This is a genomic window from Polaromonas sp. A23 (genome assembly GCF_002001015.1).
Taxonomy (GTDB): domain Bacteria; phylum Pseudomonadota; class Gammaproteobacteria; order Burkholderiales; family Burkholderiaceae_C; genus Polaromonas.
This window is the reverse complement of sequence record NZ_MUNO01000017.1, coordinates 43,172-59,236: the sequence shown is the minus strand read 5'-3', so window position 1 is coordinate 59,236 and position 16,065 is coordinate 43,172. Positions and strand designations below refer to the sequence as shown.

Below are 16,065 nucleotides of genomic sequence, written 5' to 3'. Positions count from 1 at the left end.
GTATTGTGCCGCTTGCGGTATCAGGCAGCCGCAGCGGCCTGGCGGATGTCTTCGCGCAGGTTTTTCTGCTGGCTCAGATGACGGTTTTGCCGTTCGCTCAGGCCCTTTCCGGCTGATTGCGGCTTTTGCCCGCTGCCGAGCAAACCTGCCAGGCAGCGAGGCCGGGCTCGTGCGCCGCTGGCTTGGTAGTCCGTCAGCAAGGCGGCACGCACATCCTGCTCGTTGAGCCCACGCACCTGCGTCAGGTGATCAAACAGCAGGTCAACCAGTTTTTCCAGCGCAAATTCGTGTGTCTTGGCCGTCGTCTCCCAAAGCCAGTCGCTGAAGTTGAGGAAATGATGGAAGGCCGAGCCCGGCGCCAGTAACAGCCTCAGGCCCAGGGCAAAACGCCCGGAGTTGGCAACCATCTCCCAATAACGTGCAAACCGTTTGATACGCTGCATGGCCGCAAAGTCCACTGTGGAGTTTTGCAGAATGGTGTACGGCGTTTGCGGGTCGTAGACCATCGCAAAGTCCTGCGTGTGCCGGGTGATCGGCGTGCCGCGCAGTCGTTTCAGCACGCCGAACTGGATCTCGTGCGGCGCGAGTTCGTACAAGCGGTCAAAGCCCTCGGCGAAACTCTGCAGCGTCTCGCCGGGCAGGCCGAAGATCAGGTCGGCATGGACATGGGCCCGGCTTTGGCTGACCAGCCAGCGCAGGTTGTCGGCAGTTTTGCCATTGTCCTGCTTGCGTGAGATGCGCTGCTGCACCTCGGGGTTGAAGCTCTGGATACCCACCTCGAACTGGAGCGAGCCGTCCGGAAACCGCGCAATCAATTCCTTCAGGCGGTCAGGCAGGCTGTCGGGCACCACTTCGAAATGCACAAACACATCGGGCGTTTCCTGAATGCGATCCAGGAAAAACTGCAGAATGCGCACCGAGTTGTCAATCTTCAGGTTGAAGGTGCGGTCCACGAACTTGAAGTTGCGCGCGCCCCGGCGGTACAGCGCCTCCATCTCTGCCATGAACAGGTCCAGATCAAAAGCCCAGGCGGTTTTGTCGAGCGAACTCAGGCAGAACTCGCACTTGAAAGGACAGCCGCGCGAGGCCTCGACATACAGCAGGCGCTTGGCCAGGTCTTCGCTGGTGTACTCGGCGTAGGGCAGTGCCAGTTCGTCAAGCGCGGGTTGCTCACCGGGAATCACTTTCATCAACGGCTTCGGGCCGTCGAGCAAGGAGCGGCAGAGCTTGGGGAAACTCACGTCGCCCCAGCCGGTCACCACATGGTCGGCCAGGCGGCAGATTTCCTGCTGCTCCACCTCGTGGCTGACCTCGGGGCCGCCCAGCACAATTTTGATTTCCGGCTTCAGCGTCTTCAACAAGCGCACCAACTGGGTGGTCTCGACCACGTTCCAGATGTACACACCCAGCCCAATCACCTCGGGCTGCAGCGCCAGCAACTCTTCAACCATGCGCGTGGCTGGCTGGCCGATCACAAATTCACGCAGCTGCGTCTGCGCCCGCAGGCCGGCGCCGCCATGCTTGTCCATGTTGGCCAGCAGGTAACGCAGGCCCAGCGAGGCGTGAATGTATTTGGCGTTGAGCGTGGCCAGGACAATGGCGGATGAGCGGGCAACGCGGGAGGAATCCATCTCTCCATTATCAATAGCATGCAACGGCAGCTAGTGTCCTGTCCCGAAAATAAAGGCGATATGAAATCGCCCATTCAGCCGCCATGCGGCGTTGCTCGTCGTTGCCATAGCTACGGCTATGTCGCCTCCTCGCGCCTTGCCTGACAGCTGACTGGACAATTTCATTTCATCACCTTATTTGCGGGACAGAACACTAACGGGAAAGCGCTTTAGTCAGCAACAATGTTGGCAAAATAGTTGGCAGATGTGATAAAAAATCATTATTTATCAATGGTTTACAAGTTTTTCAATGTTGGCATAATGTAAGCATGTATACGCAACCACACCAGTTTGAGCCGCTGCTGCCATCGGAAGCCCGAAGTGAGCCACTTCTGGCCAAAGCGCACGACCTGTCACGACTGGCCGGCACACTGGCGGGCACTCGCGTGCCGCCTGAGCTGTGTCGAATGCTGCGCAGCATGAATTCGTACTACACCAACCGCATTGAGGGCCAGCACACCCGGCCGCATGAGATTGATCGGGCACTGAGAAAAGACTTCTCAAAAAATGCCGCACTGGCCGCGAAGCAACGCCTGGCAGTGGCACATATAGACGCTGAAGAAGCGCTGGAGGCTCGCTACAGCGGAGCAGAAGGCGCCCAGGCTCTGTACAGGGCCGACGCCGTACTCGACATACACCGCGAACTTTTTGGTCGCTTGCCCCTCGCCGATCTATTGACCCCAGACAACGAATCCATCGTGCCAGGACAGCTACGTACACGTGATGTCACGGTTGGAAAACACATAGCCCCGGCACATGACAGCGTGGTGCAATTTACAGAGCACTGGGCAAGGGTTTATGGCAAGGTGCGACGAGGTGAGGCCAGCCTGATAGCCTTGGCCGCGGCTCACCAGCGAATCGGCTGGATCCACCCCTTCATCGACGGCAATGGTCGTGTGATGCGGCTGCATACGCATACCTTGCTTGGCGCTCTTGGCTACACCGGCGGCCTGTGGTCACCGCTGCGCGGATTCGCGCGCAGCACCGAGCGCTACTACGCATTGCTTGCGGACGCCGACGAGCCACGGCGCGGGGATTTGGACGGCAGAGGCAACCTGAGTGAACAAGCCTTGATTGCATGGATCGACTACGTGCTGACCATTTGTCTGGATCAGGTCGAGTTCATGTCGGGCATGCTGGCTTTTGCATCCATGAAAGATCGCCTTGAGGCATGCCTGGTGTTTGAAGCCACCGTAGAAAAATCAGGTGTGCGTCAAGAGTCCCTGCGAGGTTTGCATTACCTGTTTCTCAGCGGCGAGGAAATGGCGCGAGGCGATTTCAAATCCATGCTGGGCATGAGCGAACGCGGTGCCACAGATGCGCTGGGCGCATTGGTCAAGCGTGGCCTCCTGGCGTCCGACTCGCCTCAGGGCAAGGTAAGGTTTGGCTTGCCGCAACATGCCCTGAGGTTTCTGTTCCCGAGCTTGTGGCCTGAGGCCGAGGCAGACGCGGCCAGCCGCTAAAACCTGAACCTCCATATCCACTTGCATAGCGATGACGCGACCGAGAAACATCACCGGCGACTCCTTTTTTGCCTGGGATGGCGAAGTGCTGGTGGTCAACATCCTGGGAAAACCGTCGGCCAGCCGTGACGCGATTGGCAAACCCAAGGGCACACAGCTCAAGGTCAGCGTGACGGCGGCCCCGCAGGCGGGAAAGGCCACCGATCACATGCTGCGTTTCCTGGCGCCGCTGTTTGGCGTGGCAGTCAGCGACATCGAGGTGGTCTTCGGCCGGGAAAACGTCAACAAGCAGTTGCGCATCCGGTCGCCCAAAAAACTGCCCCCGGTCTTCGCACAACCCTCGCTGTTGCCGGATGCCGATTGACCCACCTCAGACGCAGACGCGCGCCCTGCTGGACAATACCGCCTGGGGCCCGCTCTCCCGGCACCTCAGGAACTAAAGGCGGTGGCACCGCTCCCACAATGACCATGATTTCCCGTCGCCTCGCTTCTGCTCTGTTTTTGATAGCTGCTTGCGCAGGTGCGCCATGGGCTTCAGCTCAAAACAGCTATATAAGCAAGGCCGCCATCACTTCGGTGGTCACTACCGAGCAGGTTCGTGCCGAATTGCTGGCCTGGGCTCCCGACGGCGTGGAGCCGGGCAAGCCAGTCTGGCTGGGTCTGCAGCTGGCGCACATTCCCGAGTGGCACACCTACTGGAAGAATTCAGGCGATTCAGGCCTTCCGACCCTGCTTCAGTGGACGCTGCCGGCAGGTGTCACGGCCGGCGAGATTGCCTGGCCGACCCCGAAAAAAATTCCGATCGGCACGCTTGCCAACTACGGCTATGAAGGTACCGTCCTGCTGCCCGTCCCCCTGACGGTCGCGCCCGGGTTCAACGCAGCCAGCCTTGACGTCCGGCTTCAAGCGAGCTGGCTGGTTTGCAAGAAGGAATGTATTCCCCAGGAAGGCGAATTTGCGCTGAAGATCCCTGCGAGAAGCTCCACCGGCTCCAGCAGCAGCCTTTTTGCCGCAACCTTTGCCGCCAGCCCGCAGCCGCTGGCCGGAACGGGCAGCCGGGTCGAGGTCAGCGCCAACACCATCAAGGTCTCGCTCAGTGGTTTGCCGGCCGGCATTCAGGGCAAGACGCTGGAATTTTTCCCTGAAACCGGCAGCGTGATCGAGCCCGCCGGCGCCTGGCAGCAAGCCTGGCAGGGTGCGGTCTGGACAGCGCAGGTGCCGCTTTCGGCCCAGCGGACGGAAAGCCCCCGCGTCATGCCGGTGGTGGTGGCACTGGACAAAACCGCCTACCGCGTCGAGGCGCCCGTCAAGGGAGACTGGCCGGCGGTGGCCGCCGCGGCCACCGTGCCGCCGGCGCTGGAAGCTGCGCTCAAAGCCAACGCGGCGCTGGGTGCTTCGCCTACAGGCGCCAGCGCACAGCCACTGACGCTGATTGCCGCCCTGCTCGGTGCGTTGCTGGGCGGGCTGATTCTCAATCTGATGCCCTGCGTGTTTCCGGTGCTAGCCATCAAGGTGATGAGTTTCGCCAAAGAGAAAAGCCGGGCCGCGCGTCTGACCGGCGGTCTGGCCTATACAGCCGGCGTGGTGCTGTCATTTGTGGCGCTGGGTACCCTGCTGCTGGTCCTGCGCGCAACCGGCGAGCAGCTAGGCTGGGGCTTCCATCTGCAAAGCCCGGCTGTGGTGGCCGCGCTGGCCTTTCTCTTCACCCTGATTGGACTGAACCTCGCGGGTCTGTTTGAATTTGGCAGCTTCCTGCCCGGCCGCGTTGCCGGCCTGCAGGCCAAAAACCCGACCCTTAATGCATTCCTCACGGGCGTGCTGGCCACGGCCATTGCCTCGCCGTGCACGGCGCCTTTCATGGGCGCATCGCTGGGCTACGCCGTGAGTTTGCCGGCATTCCAGGCGCTGGCGGTGTTTGCCGCCATCGGTGTCGGCATGGCCCTGCCCTACCTGGCCGCCAGCGCCGTGCCGGCGGTGGCACGTGCCCTGCCGCGTCCGGGCGCCTGGATGGTGACCTTCAGGCAGCTGATGGCGTTTCCGATGTTTGCCACTGTCGCCTGGCTGGTTTGGGTACTGGGCCAGCAAAGTGGTATCGACGGCGCCGGAGCCTTGCTGGCCCTGCTGGTGGTGATGGCATTGGTGCTTTGGTCGCTAACGCTCAAAGGCCGGTCACGCACCATAGCCGCTACGCTTTCGATAGCGCTCGGTGCTTTCAGCATATGGGCAATTGGCCAAAACGTCATCAAACCCGTGGAACCGCCGGCAGTTGCCTCAGCGTCGGGCCGGTGGCAGGCCTGGGAACCCGGCCGGGTGGACCAGCTCACGGCGCAGGGGCAGAACGTATTTGTCGACTTCACCGCGGCCTGGTGCGTCACCTGCCAGTACAACAAGAAAACCACGCTGGCCAACGCTGAAGTGTTGGCCGACGTCGACGCCAAAAACGTCACGCTGCTGCGCGCCGACTGGACGCGCCGCGACCCGGCAGTCACCGCGGCGTTGGCGCAGCTGGGTCGCAACGGCGTGCCGGTTTATGTCATCTACAAATCCGGGCGCGCACCCGTGGTGCTGTCGGAAATTTTGTCGGTCGGGGATGTCCGGGCCGAACTGGCCAAACTGTAGAAACTGTCTGTCCTCTGTCTTTCACCACTGAAGGAGTTCAAGCCATGTTGAATCATTCCGTCAATCGCCGGGTTTTCTCAAGCGCACTGGTGGCCACAAGCTTCATGCAGCACGCCCGTGCTGCCACCGCCACAGTCGGCCAGGCCGCCCCGGAGTTTTCCGCTGTAGACACCGCCGGAAAAACCCGCCGCCTCAGCGACTACAAGGGCAAGCTGGTGGTGCTGGAGTGGACCAACCCCGGCTGCCCGTTTGTGCAAAAACACTACAGCGGCAACATGCAAAGCCTGCAGAAAGAGTTTGCCGGCAAGGGCGTGGTCTGGCTGTCCATCAATTCGACCGAAGCCGGCAGCGGCGACTACCTGGCACCCGCCGAACTTGCCAACTGGATGGGCGGTAAAAATGCAGCCGCCACCGCAACGCTGATGGACGCGTCGGGGAAAATCGGACAACTCTACGGCGCCAAAACCACGCCGCACATGTACATCGTCAATCCCCAGGGCCGGCTGGCCTATGCCGGAGCAATCGACAGCATTCCATCTGCACGGGTGGATGACATCAAGACAGCGACCAACTATGTTCGCCAGGGGCTCAACGAAGCGTTGGGCGGCAAGGCCATCAGCATGGCGTCCACCCAGGCCTACGGCTGCTCCATCAAATACAAAGCCTGAGTAAACCCATGGCCGTCATCCCTCCCGCCGAACGCATGCCCTACATCCTCACTCACTACCGCACGATTGCGGTGGTGGGCCTGTCGCCGAAACCCCACCGCGCCAGCTTCGATGTTGCCCGCTATATGCAGGCCAGTGGCTACCGCATCATTCCCGTCAACCCCAATGCCAACGAAGTGCTCGGCGAAAAGGCCTATGCCACGCTGACGGAAGCGGCCCGCCATGAAAGCATCGACCTGGTGAACTGCTTTCGCAACAGCGAAGACATTCCACCGGTTGTTGACGAAGCCATTGCCATAGGCGCGAAGGCGGTCTGGATGCAGCTAGGCATCAGCCACCCGGCGGCGGCGGCCAAAGCGGAGGCAGCAGGCCTGCTGGTGGTACAGGACCATTGCCTGAAGATCGACCACAAGGTCCTGCAATCGCGCGGCCTGCTGGTTGCCCGTCCCGGCTGAACAAGCACAGGCGCTTGCGCCCGGCGCCCGCTCCGGGATAATCGGCGCATGCCCACCCCGCGCCGGCCCCTGCTTCTTGCCCTCCCGTGTCTGCTGGTCCTGCTGCTCGCCGGGTGCCTCCAAACCGCGCCCGTCCAACGCGGTGAGACCAGAGTCGCCCCCCTGACTTCAGGTGAGCTGGCCCAGTCCGACGCCAATCGCATGGCCACGCTGGGCATGCGCGACAACCTTGACAGCCTGTACCGGCTGCTCGACAAACTGTACCGGCGCAACCCTGCCGAATGGCGCAGAACCGGCAGCGCCAGCCGCGAGGCAGCCATCGAGCGCGTGCGCAGCGCCATTGAAAGCCGCGCGCCCTGGCCCGAGCTGCAGGGGAAGCGGGACATCGCCGCAATGTCGCTGGCACTGAGCCCCGACTTTCGCGGCGACCGTGTGGCGGCTTTCATTTATGCCAGTGCCGACATGCTGATCGTTGCGCACGGCGGTAAAACCGACTTCTACCTGATTGACAGCCTCGACGCCCAATACATCCACAACGCAGCGCGCAACATCGAATCGGCAGTCTGGCTGCTGGCCACGCGCCGCAACGCGTCCGGTCAGCCTCTGTTGCTGGCGGATGAAATTTCCGAGCGTGAGCGCAACCTCAGCTTCGAACGAGAATTCGGCAAGATGATCGGCCGCCTGGATCTGCTTTCGGAAGTTCTGACCGAAAAATACCGCCGCGCCGTGATCAGCTACGTGCAGGGCCTGGCCGGCGCGTCCTTTCTGCAATTTCTGCCGGTTAGGTAGGTTCACCCCCTTCTCGGCTCACTTCGTGTAGCCGGATCCCCCCTTGCAGGGGGCGACCGCTGTGGCCCGGCAAAGCCGGACCACGCCGTCACTGATAGGGACCCGAACTGCAACTGCTACTGGCCCAATGAGTTTTCTGGCGTGAGTCTGCGGGCGGAGACAATACGCCTTTGCCGTTTGTTTTCCGGAAGCTGCCATGCCCGACAACTATCTGCCCGAGGTCCGAAACCAGTACGAGACCCTGCCCTATCCGCCGTGCGACCCGCAAGACGATCACCATCGTCTGGCGCAGACCTGGCTGGAAGACCTGCCCATGATCAACCACTACTGCTTTGCGGGAAAGCAGTCGTTTCAGAATAATTTCAGGGCGCTGGTGGCCGGCGGCGGTACAGGCGACGCCACGATTTTCCTGGCCGAGCAATTGCGCAACACCAACGCCAGCATCGTGCACCTGGACATGAGCGCCGCCAGCATCGCACTGGCTCAGGAGCGAGCTCGCATCCGCGGCCTGACAAACATCGTCTGGATACACGATTCGCTGCTCAACCTGCCGACCCTGGGCCTGGCGCCCTTCGATTACATCAACTGCAGCGGTGTGCTGCATCACCTGGCAGACCCGGACCTGGGTTTTCGCGCCTTGCGCAGCGTGCTCAAGGGCGGCGAGCAACCCGGCGCCATGGGACTGATGGTGTACGCCACCACCGGCCGTACGGGGGTGTACCAAATGCAGGCGCTGATGCGGCTGGTCAACGGCGCCGAGGCGGACGCGCAGCGCAAAATCACGAACACCCGCGAACTGCTTGCAAGCCTGCCCGCCAGCAACTGGTTTCGGCGTGGTGAAGACCTTTACCACGACCACCATGCCGGCGATGCCGGCCTGTACGACCTGTTGCTGCATTCACAGGACCGCTCGTATTCGGTGGGCGAGCTGTTTGAATGGCTGGGCGAGGACGCAGATGGCCATGGCATGCACCTGTCCTTCAGCGACGTGCAGCGCGGTCGTTCACCCTACTTGCCGCAGATGGTGCTGGGCCGCAATCCGGCGGCCTTCACCGCCGGGCTGAGCGACATGCCGCGACGGCAACAATATGAAATGGCCGAGCTGATGATGGGCAACATCATCACCCACTCGTTCTACCTGACCCGCGACGCCGGATGCGCCGCGCCCTATGGCGATCCTTCGTACATTCCCTTTTTCTTTCACGAACCGCTGACGGGTGAGGTGGCAGCCCAGGTGTTTGACAGCAACCGCGGCCAGCCCTTTCTTCTCAGCCACCAGCATTCGGGCGTGTCCGTGACGGTTAACCCCGGTAAATACGGCGCACGCATCCTGCGCCTTATCGACGGCCAACGCAGCTTCGGCGAAATTTTCGACCTGCTACGGGTCAACTGGAAAGGGCACGCTGCGCCTCCCGATAACGCCGAATTTTTTGCCGATTTCGCCGAATCGTATGAAACACTGAACGCACTGGAGCGTCTGCTGCTCAAACATCCTCAGGCGCAGGGGTAGCGGCTTTTTTGATATCGGCCAGCGCGAACAGGCTCAAGCCCCGGCGCGCTATCAGCACCTCCAGCATCACGCTGTAGGAGAAACACTTGCGAGGTGCACCGCGCTACGTTTTGCAACGGTTTAATGCGCAGACTTGCAAATCTTCCGCGAAAAAAACGCTGCCATCCCTCAGCATCTTCTTTTGCTCTCCAAAAGCAGGTGCCCGCCCGTGTCTGTGCCCACAGCCCACTTCACCCCCGATAAAGAAGCCCCGCTCTCCGCGCCGCCGGATACCAACCGCTTCGCCGCGCTGGCCGCGCGTTGCTGCCAGACGCCTATAGCCATGGTGGTGGTGCTTGAGAACGGTCAGGTTGTATTCAGCGCCGGCACCGGTTTCAGCGCAGCTGAACGCGAAGGACTGGTAACCCTGTGCGCCGCGATACTCGAAAGCCCGTCACGCCAGCCCCTTCTTCCGGCGCGCTGTGCGCCAGGCATTCAGTTCTTCCGGGGCCTGCCACTGGTCGGGCAAGGCGGCCAACTGACGGGTGTGCTGGCGGTGATGGACAAAACACCGCGAAGCCTGAGCGCGGAACAGGCGCAGGACCTCGAGTCTTTGGCGGGCCTCATTGCCGGACAACTGGACTTGCGCCGCCTTCACAGCGAACGCAAGGCCCTCGACACGGAGAGAACCCGCATCAGCACGTCCATGCGTCAGACCGAAGAAGACGCGCAGCGACTGGCCACGCGTCTTGGCATCACGCTCGAAAGCATCACGGAAGGGTTCTACACGCTCGATCCGGATTGGCGCTTCACCTATGTCAACAGCGAGGGTGCGCGGCTGTTGCGCCGCTCGGGGGCCAAAGAGCTTCTCGGAAAAAACATCTGGGAAGAGTTTCCCGGCGTGGTCAACACCGTTTTTTCAGAGCAGGTCCAGGCCGCGGTCGCCACTCATCAGCAGGTGGAATTCGAAGCCCTCTATGCGCCACTGGACAGATGGTTTGAAGTACGCGTTCATCCATTTCCGGACGGACTGGCCGTTTATTTCCGCGATATCAGCAGACAGCGCCACACCCGCGAGCAGCTCATGCTGCTGGAAACCAGCATTTCGCGCCTCAACGACATCGTGATCATTGCGGAGGCGGTTCCTTCCGGCAGCCCGGGCCTGCGCATCATCTTCGTGAACAACGCTTTTGAGCGGCACACCGGCTACAGCCGAAGCGAAGCGATGGGACAGTCTCCGCGACTGCTTTGCGGCCCGCTGACCGACCGCACAGAGCTCAGGCGCATGGCGCTGGCTTTCCGTCAGGGTGAGCCGGTGCAGGCCCAAATCATCACCTACAAAAAAAACGGCCGGCACTTCTGGATGGAGGTCGATATTGTCCCGGTGGCAGACGATGCCGGCGTCTTTTTTACCCACTGGGTGGCCGTCGGCCGCGACGTCACACGACGCAAAGCCACCGAGAGCGAAATCCGCCACCTTGCGTTTTACGACGCCCTGACACAGTTGCCCAATCGCCAGCTGCTGATGAACCGGCTGCACAAGACACTGGGCCACAACCAGCAGCAACCGCGCGCCGGCGCGCTGATGTTCATCGACCTGGACAACTTCAAGTCCCTCAACGACACCATGGGCCACCAGAAAGGCGACCTGCTGCTGCAGAAGGTGGCCAAGCGCCTGTCGGCCTGCGTGCGCCCCTCCGACATGGTGGCCCGGCTGGGGGGCGATGAATTTGTGGTTTTGCTGGATGACCTGGACGAGGATTCCCAGGTCGCCGCGGCCCAAGCCAAGGAAAGTGGCGAAAAGATTCTTGCGGCACTGAGGGAACCCTATAGCCTGGCCGGTTACCAGCACTACAGCACCTGCAGCATTGGCATCACTTCTTTCGACCATACAGAGCACGCTATTGGCGATCTTCTCAAGCAGGCCGACCTGGCCATGTACCAGGCCAAAGTCGCCGGCCGCAACACGCTTTGTTTTTTCGACCCGGTGATGCAGGCCGCAGTATCGGCCACGGCGGCGCTGCAATCCGACCTGCGCCAGGGCCTGCGCGAAAACCAGTTCCTCCTGCATTACCAACCCCAGGTGGGCCGAGACGGCCGCATGACAGGGGTGGAAGCGCTGCTGCGCTGGCAACACAGCAGCCGCGGCCTGGTCGGCCCGACGGAGTTCATTCCGGCCGCAGAGGAAGGCGGGTTGATCCTGCCGCTGGGCCAATGGGCACTCGAAACGGCTTGCCGCCAATTGGCCGCGTGGTCGCAGCGCCCGGATACGGCGGCCTTGAGCATTGCCGTCAATGTCAGCGTGCGCCAGTTCCGCCACAGCGATTTTGTGGACCTGGTGATGGCCGCGCTGAAGGAAACCGGCGTCAGCCCCCACAAGCTCAAACTGGAGCTGACCGAGAGCCTGCTGGCCGACGACATCGAGGTCACCATCAGCAAAATGGCTGCCCTCAAGGACATGGGCGTGACCCTGTCGATTGACGACTTCGGCATGGGCTACTCCTCCCTGTCGTGCCTGAAACGGCTGCCACTGGACCAGTTGAAGATCGACAAGACATTTGTGACCGACATCCTGCGCGACCCCAACGATGCAGCCATCGCCCGCACCATCATCGGTCTGGCGCAAAGCCTGGGCCTGGGTGTGGTGGCCGAAGGCGTCGAAACCGAGGCACAGCGCGATTTTCTTTCCCGCCACGGCTGCGAGTGTTACCAGGGCTACCTGTTCTGCAAGCCCCTGCCCATTGATGAGCTGGAAGACTTCATGAGAACGCTAAGCCGGTAAGGCTGTAACCCCGTCCGCCCGCTACGCGGCGACAACAACAGCCTTGCCATGCTCCAGCAGGGCAATCAGCTCTTTGACAATGCCGTACATCACCGCGCGGTCCCGCGTCGGATGGTCTGCAAACTGCACCAGGGTCGAACCTATCCTGGCAAAGCTGCTGGCCGTCTGTTCCGGCCCCTTGCCATAAACCACCGTGATGCCGTGCAGGGTCATCAAGGGGCCGCAAGCCTGCCAGTCACGGGTCCACTGCGGCAAGGCCTGCGCGTTGTCCCACAGGGTGCCTGCGCTTTCATAACACTCTTCGATATGCTGATGGCCCAGCAATTGCGCCAGATGCCGCTCTTTGGCGATGCAGCTGCGAAAGTACTCCTGGTCATTCATGCGCATGTCGGCCTCCTTGTCGGGTCGGGAAGAAACTCACGCCCCATCACAGGCATGGTAGGCCCGAATCGGCGCTGCGAACAGCTTCCGGTGCTGTCAATAGGCCGCCCGGCACCGGCACCCACACCTGAGACAATCAGGGCATGTTTGCACCTCTTCAAAACGACACCTTTCTACGCGCCTGCCTGCGCCAGGCTACCGACTACACCCCCGTCTGGCTGATGCGCCAGGCCGGGCGCTACCTGCCCGAATACCGCGCCAGCCGCGCCAAGGCCGGCAGTTTCATGGGTCTGGCAACCTCGCCGGACTACGCGACCGAAGTCACGCTGCAGCCGCTGGAGCGTTACCCGCTGGATGCCGCCATTCTTTTTTCCGACATCCTCACCGTGCCCGACGCCATGGGCCTGGGCCTGAGTTTTGCGCTTGGCGAAGGTCCGCGGTTTGCAACACCAGTGCGCGACGAGGCAGCCGTAGCCAAACTGCAGGTTCCGGACATGGAGAAGCTGCGCTACGTGTTCGACGCCGTGACCTCAATTCGCAAGGCCTTGAACGGCCGTGTGCCGCTGATCGGCTTTTCCGGCAGCCCCTGGACGCTGGCCTGTTACATGGTCGAGGGCGCAGGCTCGGACGACTACCGCCTGGTCAAGACCATGCTTTACCAGCGCCCCGACCTGATGCACAAGATGCTGGCCATCAACGCCGACGCAGTGGCGGCCTACCTGAACGCGCAGATCGAAGCAGGCGCCCAGGCCGTGATGATTTTCGACAGCTGGGGTGGCGTGCTGGCCGACGCAGCTTTCCAGACCTTCAGCCTGGCCTATACCCAGCGCGTGCTCAAGCAGCTCAAACGCAGCCACGACGGCGTGACCATTCCCCGGCTGGTGTTCACCAAGGGCGGTGGCCTGTGGCTGGAAAAAATGGCCGAGCTCGACTGTGAGGTTCTGGGACTCGACTGGACGGTGAACCTGGCCCAGGCCCGGCAACGGGTGGGTGCACGCATGGCGCTACAGGGCAACCTGGACCCCAACGTGCTGTTTGCCAGCCCGGCCCAGATTGAAACTGAGGCCGCCAGCGTGCTGGAGAGTTTTGGCACTCCCCACATGGACACCCGCAGCAGCGGCCCGACGCACATCTTCAACCTGGGCCACGGTATCAGCCAGCACACGCCGCCGGAGAGTGTCGAGGTGCTGGTGCGTGCAATCCATTCGTATTCACGCCGCATGCGCACCGGAACGCCCCACTGACGGGGGGTTTTCGCTGGTGTAGCACAAAAAGCCGACTCCCCGGACAGGACTTATTCACAAAATTCGTGCTGCGGTGCGGCAAGAAAAGGCAAAAGGCAAGCTCCTCGCTATCAAAGCAATAGCGGCGCTAAGTGCTTGATTCATATGGATTCTTTAAACTGCTTTTTTTGCGGGCAAATTAAGAAAAGCCTTGATTTATAAGGGCTCGGCGCTCGCAGGACCAATCTATCAACAAAGTTATCCACAGAAACCTTGGAGTGTGTTTAAAGCGGTTTTAAATCAAGCACTTACGGCATTTTTCGAAAATGTATCTCACTACTTACGAATTTAGGATTACCTGGAACCAGCCTTCCCATGACTTATTGGCTCAGCATCGTCGTTGCCACGCCTGCCCATAGCAGCGTGGCCGGGGCGTTGACCTACGCCAGCGAGCGGCCACTTCTGCCAGGGAGCTTGGTGCGAGTTCCTCTGGGGAAACGCGAGGTGCTGGGCGTGGTGTGGGAACGCTTGCCTGACAGCGGTGACCTCCTGCCCACACAGGCCAGAAATGTACTGGGCGAGCTCGAAGGCCTGGCGCCGCTGTCCGCCACCTGGCGGCGGCTGGTGGCGTTTACGGCGAGCTACTACCAGCGCTCTTTGGGCGAGGTGGCACTGGCAGCGCTCCCCCCCCAGCTGCGTGAGCTGACGACTGTGCAACTGGCGCGCCGGCTCAAACGGCCCGCGGCAATCCAATCGAATCCACCTGAAGACACTACGAATTTAATAGCACTCAGCAAAGAGCAGACAAGGGCAATTGCCGAATTTGATGCAGATACCCGGCCTGCGCTGCTGTTTGGGGCCACCGGCAGCGGCAAAACCGAGGTTTACCTGCGCGCAGCGGCCAAAGTGCTGGCCGAAGACCCCGGTGCCCAGGTGCTGGTCATGGTGCCCGAGATCAACCTGACGCCGCAGCTGCAGGCTCGCTTCGAAGAACGCTTCGCGCATCTGGGGCCTGCCCAGGTGGTGTCGTTGCACAGCGGTCTGACGCCGGCACAGCGGCTCAAAAGCTGGCTGACCGCACATGCCGGCCAGGCCCGGCTGGTGCTGGGCACCCGCATGGCGATTTTTGCCTCCCTGCCCAAGCTGCGCCTGATCGTCGTGGATGAAGAACACGACCCGAGCTACAAGCAGCAGGAAGGCGCGCGTTATTCGGCGCGCGACCTGGCGGTGTACCGCGCGATGCTGGAAAGCGCGACAAAAGAGGGCGAGACCGACAAGGCTGCTGTCCAGTGTCGGGTGTTACTTGGATCAGCCACACCTTCTCTAGAAAGCTGGCAGGCCACCGTGGCTGGCCGCTACCAACGCCTGACCATGAACGAACGGATCGGGGGAGCCGAGCAACAGGGCAGCTTGCCCGCCGTCAGGCTGGTCGACATGAACCACCAGCCCAAACACTGCACGATCGCGCCGCCGCTGCTGGACGCCATCGGCCAGCGCATCGCGCGCGGCGAACAATCGCTGATTTTTTTGAACCGCCGCGGCTATGCACCGGTGCTGGCCTGCCACGACTGCGGCTGGAAAAGCGAGTGCCCGCATTGCAGCGCCTACCGCGTGTTCCACAAAATAGACCGCACCCTGCGCTGCCACCACTGCGGTTTCACCGAACGCGTGCCGCGCGCCTGCCCCAGCTGCGGCAACATCGACATTGCCCCCGTGGGCAAAGGCACGGAGCGGCTGGAAGAACACATCGCAGAGCTGTTGGCGGGTGTGACGCGCCCCGATGGCAGCCCCCTGCGCATTGCGCGCATCGACGCAGACACCACACGCCTCAAGGGCGCGCTCGAATCGCAGCTGGCCAGCGTTCATGCGCGCGAGGTCGACGTACTGGTCGGCACGCAGATGATCGCCAAGGGCCACGACTTTCGCCACATCACGCTGGTGGCGGCCATCAACCCCGACAGTGCCCTGTTCTCCAGCGACTTCCGCGCGCCCGAGCGTCTGTTTGGCCTGCTCATGCAGGCAGCAGGCCGCGCCGGGCGCGATGCCGACCATGGCGAGGCCAGCGAGATGTGGGTGCAGACTTTTCACCCCCAGCATCCGCTGTTCGGTGCACTGAAAAAACACGACTACCCTGCCTTTGCTGCACAAGAACTGAAAGAACGGGAAGCGGCCGGCATGTCGCCTTTCGGCTTTTCAGCGCTGGTGCGCGCCGAGGCGCGGGAGCAGGCGGTGGCGCAGGGCTTTCTGAATGCAGCGGCCGAAGCCGCACAGGCGCAGCAACTGCCTGGCCATGAGGCCGTCACGCCCTATCCAGCCGTGCCCATGACCATCCAGCGCGTGGCCAACATCGAACGGGCGCAGATGCTGGTCGAGAGCCCCTCGCGCGCCGCGCTGCAGCGCTTCCTGGCGGCATGGCAGCCAGTGCTACACCAGACGCGACAGGAGGGCGATTTCAAGAGCCTGATTCGCTGGGCGATTGACGTGGATCCTCTGGCTATATAGCCCCCAAGGTCGCTCACTGCGTGT

General features: G+C 61.9%; 12 protein-coding genes. 10 read left to right on the top strand and 2 right to left on the bottom strand.

The genetic code is table 11. From position 1 onward, the window contains the following. Positions 1-20: 20 nt before the first annotated feature. Entirely contained in the window at positions 21-1,631 is a 1,611-nt protein-coding gene (locus B0B52_RS07735; RefSeq protein WP_077593049.1) for a B12-binding domain-containing radical SAM protein, read from the bottom strand. A gap of 308 nt (positions 1,632-1,939) precedes the next feature. On the opposite strand from B0B52_RS07735, the gene B0B52_RS07730 reads away from it, so the two are divergent. The 8 genes from B0B52_RS07730 to B0B52_RS07695 all read left to right on the top strand — a co-directional run bounded on the left by B0B52_RS07730 (position 1,940) and on the right by B0B52_RS07695 (position 11,935). Continuing rightward, positions 1,940-3,133, top strand: coding sequence for a Fic family protein (locus B0B52_RS07730; RefSeq protein WP_077593048.1), 1,194 nt, complete (start codon positions 1,940-1,942; stop codon positions 3,131-3,133). A gap of 31 nt (positions 3,134-3,164) precedes the next feature. Then, a complete protein-coding gene (locus tag B0B52_RS07725; RefSeq protein WP_077593047.1) occupies positions 3,165-3,497 on the top strand; it encodes a DUF167 family protein in 333 nt (110 codons plus the stop codon). A 104-nt stretch (positions 3,498-3,601) separates the two neighbouring features. Next, on the top strand, positions 3,602-5,752 hold the full coding sequence (locus tag B0B52_RS07720) for a protein-disulfide reductase DsbD (protein ID WP_077593256.1): 2,151 nt from the start codon (positions 3,602-3,604) through the stop codon (positions 5,750-5,752). A gap of 44 nt (positions 5,753-5,796) precedes the next feature. Beyond that, complete coding sequence (locus tag B0B52_RS07715; protein WP_077593046.1) at positions 5,797-6,420, top strand: thioredoxin family protein; 624 nt, start codon at positions 5,797-5,799, stop codon at positions 6,418-6,420. A gap of 8 nt (positions 6,421-6,428) precedes the next feature. Then, entirely contained in the window at positions 6,429-6,875 is a 447-nt protein-coding gene (locus B0B52_RS07710) for a CoA-binding protein (RefSeq protein ID WP_077593045.1), read from the top strand. 48 nt (positions 6,876-6,923) lie between these two features. After that, the gene (locus tag B0B52_RS07705) at positions 6,924-7,664 is read left to right on the top strand and encodes a hypothetical protein (RefSeq protein ID WP_077593044.1); all 741 of its coding nucleotides are present in this window, start codon (positions 6,924-6,926) and stop codon (positions 7,662-7,664) included. 196 nt (positions 7,665-7,860) lie between these two features. Next, positions 7,861-9,174 (top strand): class I SAM-dependent methyltransferase, encoded by a 1,314-nt coding sequence (locus tag B0B52_RS07700; protein ID WP_077593043.1) that lies wholly within the window; start codon positions 7,861-7,863, stop codon positions 9,172-9,174. 322 nt (positions 9,175-9,496) lie between these two features. Further along, a complete protein-coding gene (locus tag B0B52_RS07695; RefSeq protein ID WP_077593255.1) occupies positions 9,497-11,935 on the top strand; it encodes an EAL domain-containing protein in 2,439 nt (812 codons plus the stop codon). A 21-nt stretch (positions 11,936-11,956) separates the two neighbouring features. On the opposite strand, the gene B0B52_RS07690 is transcribed toward B0B52_RS07695, so the two are convergent. Next, positions 11,957-12,322: an aminoacyl-tRNA synthetase gene (locus B0B52_RS07690; protein ID WP_077593042.1), complete on the bottom strand. Its 366-nt coding sequence runs from the start codon at positions 12,320-12,322 to the stop codon at positions 11,957-11,959. A 137-nt stretch (positions 12,323-12,459) separates the two neighbouring features. Between B0B52_RS07690 and hemE the strand changes: the two genes are divergently transcribed. Both hemE and priA read left to right on the top strand, forming a co-directional pair. Beyond that, a complete protein-coding gene (hemE, locus tag B0B52_RS07685; RefSeq protein WP_077593041.1) occupies positions 12,460-13,560 on the top strand; it encodes a uroporphyrinogen decarboxylase in 1,101 nt (366 codons plus the stop codon). Between the two features lie 354 nt (positions 13,561-13,914). Beyond that, positions 13,915-16,041: a primosomal protein N' gene (gene priA / locus B0B52_RS07680; RefSeq protein WP_077593040.1), complete on the top strand. Its 2,127-nt coding sequence runs from the start codon at positions 13,915-13,917 to the stop codon at positions 16,039-16,041. Positions 16,042-16,065: the final 24 nt, after the last annotated feature.

Coding starts and splice junctions, on each gene's coding strand:
- B0B52_RS07735 (WP_077593049.1), bottom strand. CDS start 1,631: ATGGATTCCTCCCGCGTTGCCCGCTCATCCGCCATTGTCCTGGCCACG.
- B0B52_RS07730 (WP_077593048.1), top strand. CDS start 1,940: ATGTATACGCAACCACACCAGTTTGAGCCGCTGCTGCCATCGGAAGCC.
- B0B52_RS07725 (WP_077593047.1), top strand. CDS start 3,165: ATGACGCGACCGAGAAACATCACCGGCGACTCCTTTTTTGCCTGGGAT.
- B0B52_RS07720 (WP_077593256.1), top strand. CDS start 3,602: ATGATTTCCCGTCGCCTCGCTTCTGCTCTGTTTTTGATAGCTGCTTGC.
- B0B52_RS07715 (WP_077593046.1), top strand. CDS start 5,797: ATGTTGAATCATTCCGTCAATCGCCGGGTTTTCTCAAGCGCACTGGTG.
- B0B52_RS07710 (WP_077593045.1), top strand. CDS start 6,429: ATGGCCGTCATCCCTCCCGCCGAACGCATGCCCTACATCCTCACTCAC.
- B0B52_RS07705 (WP_077593044.1), top strand. CDS start 6,924: ATGCCCACCCCGCGCCGGCCCCTGCTTCTTGCCCTCCCGTGTCTGCTG.
- B0B52_RS07700 (WP_077593043.1), top strand. CDS start 7,861: ATGCCCGACAACTATCTGCCCGAGGTCCGAAACCAGTACGAGACCCTG.
- B0B52_RS07695 (WP_077593255.1), top strand. CDS start 9,497: ATGGTGGTGGTGCTTGAGAACGGTCAGGTTGTATTCAGCGCCGGCACC.
- B0B52_RS07690 (WP_077593042.1), bottom strand. CDS start 12,322: ATGCGCATGAATGACCAGGAGTACTTTCGCAGCTGCATCGCCAAAGAG.
- hemE (WP_077593041.1), top strand. CDS start 12,460: ATGTTTGCACCTCTTCAAAACGACACCTTTCTACGCGCCTGCCTGCGC.
- priA (WP_077593040.1), top strand. CDS start 13,915: ATGACTTATTGGCTCAGCATCGTCGTTGCCACGCCTGCCCATAGCAGC.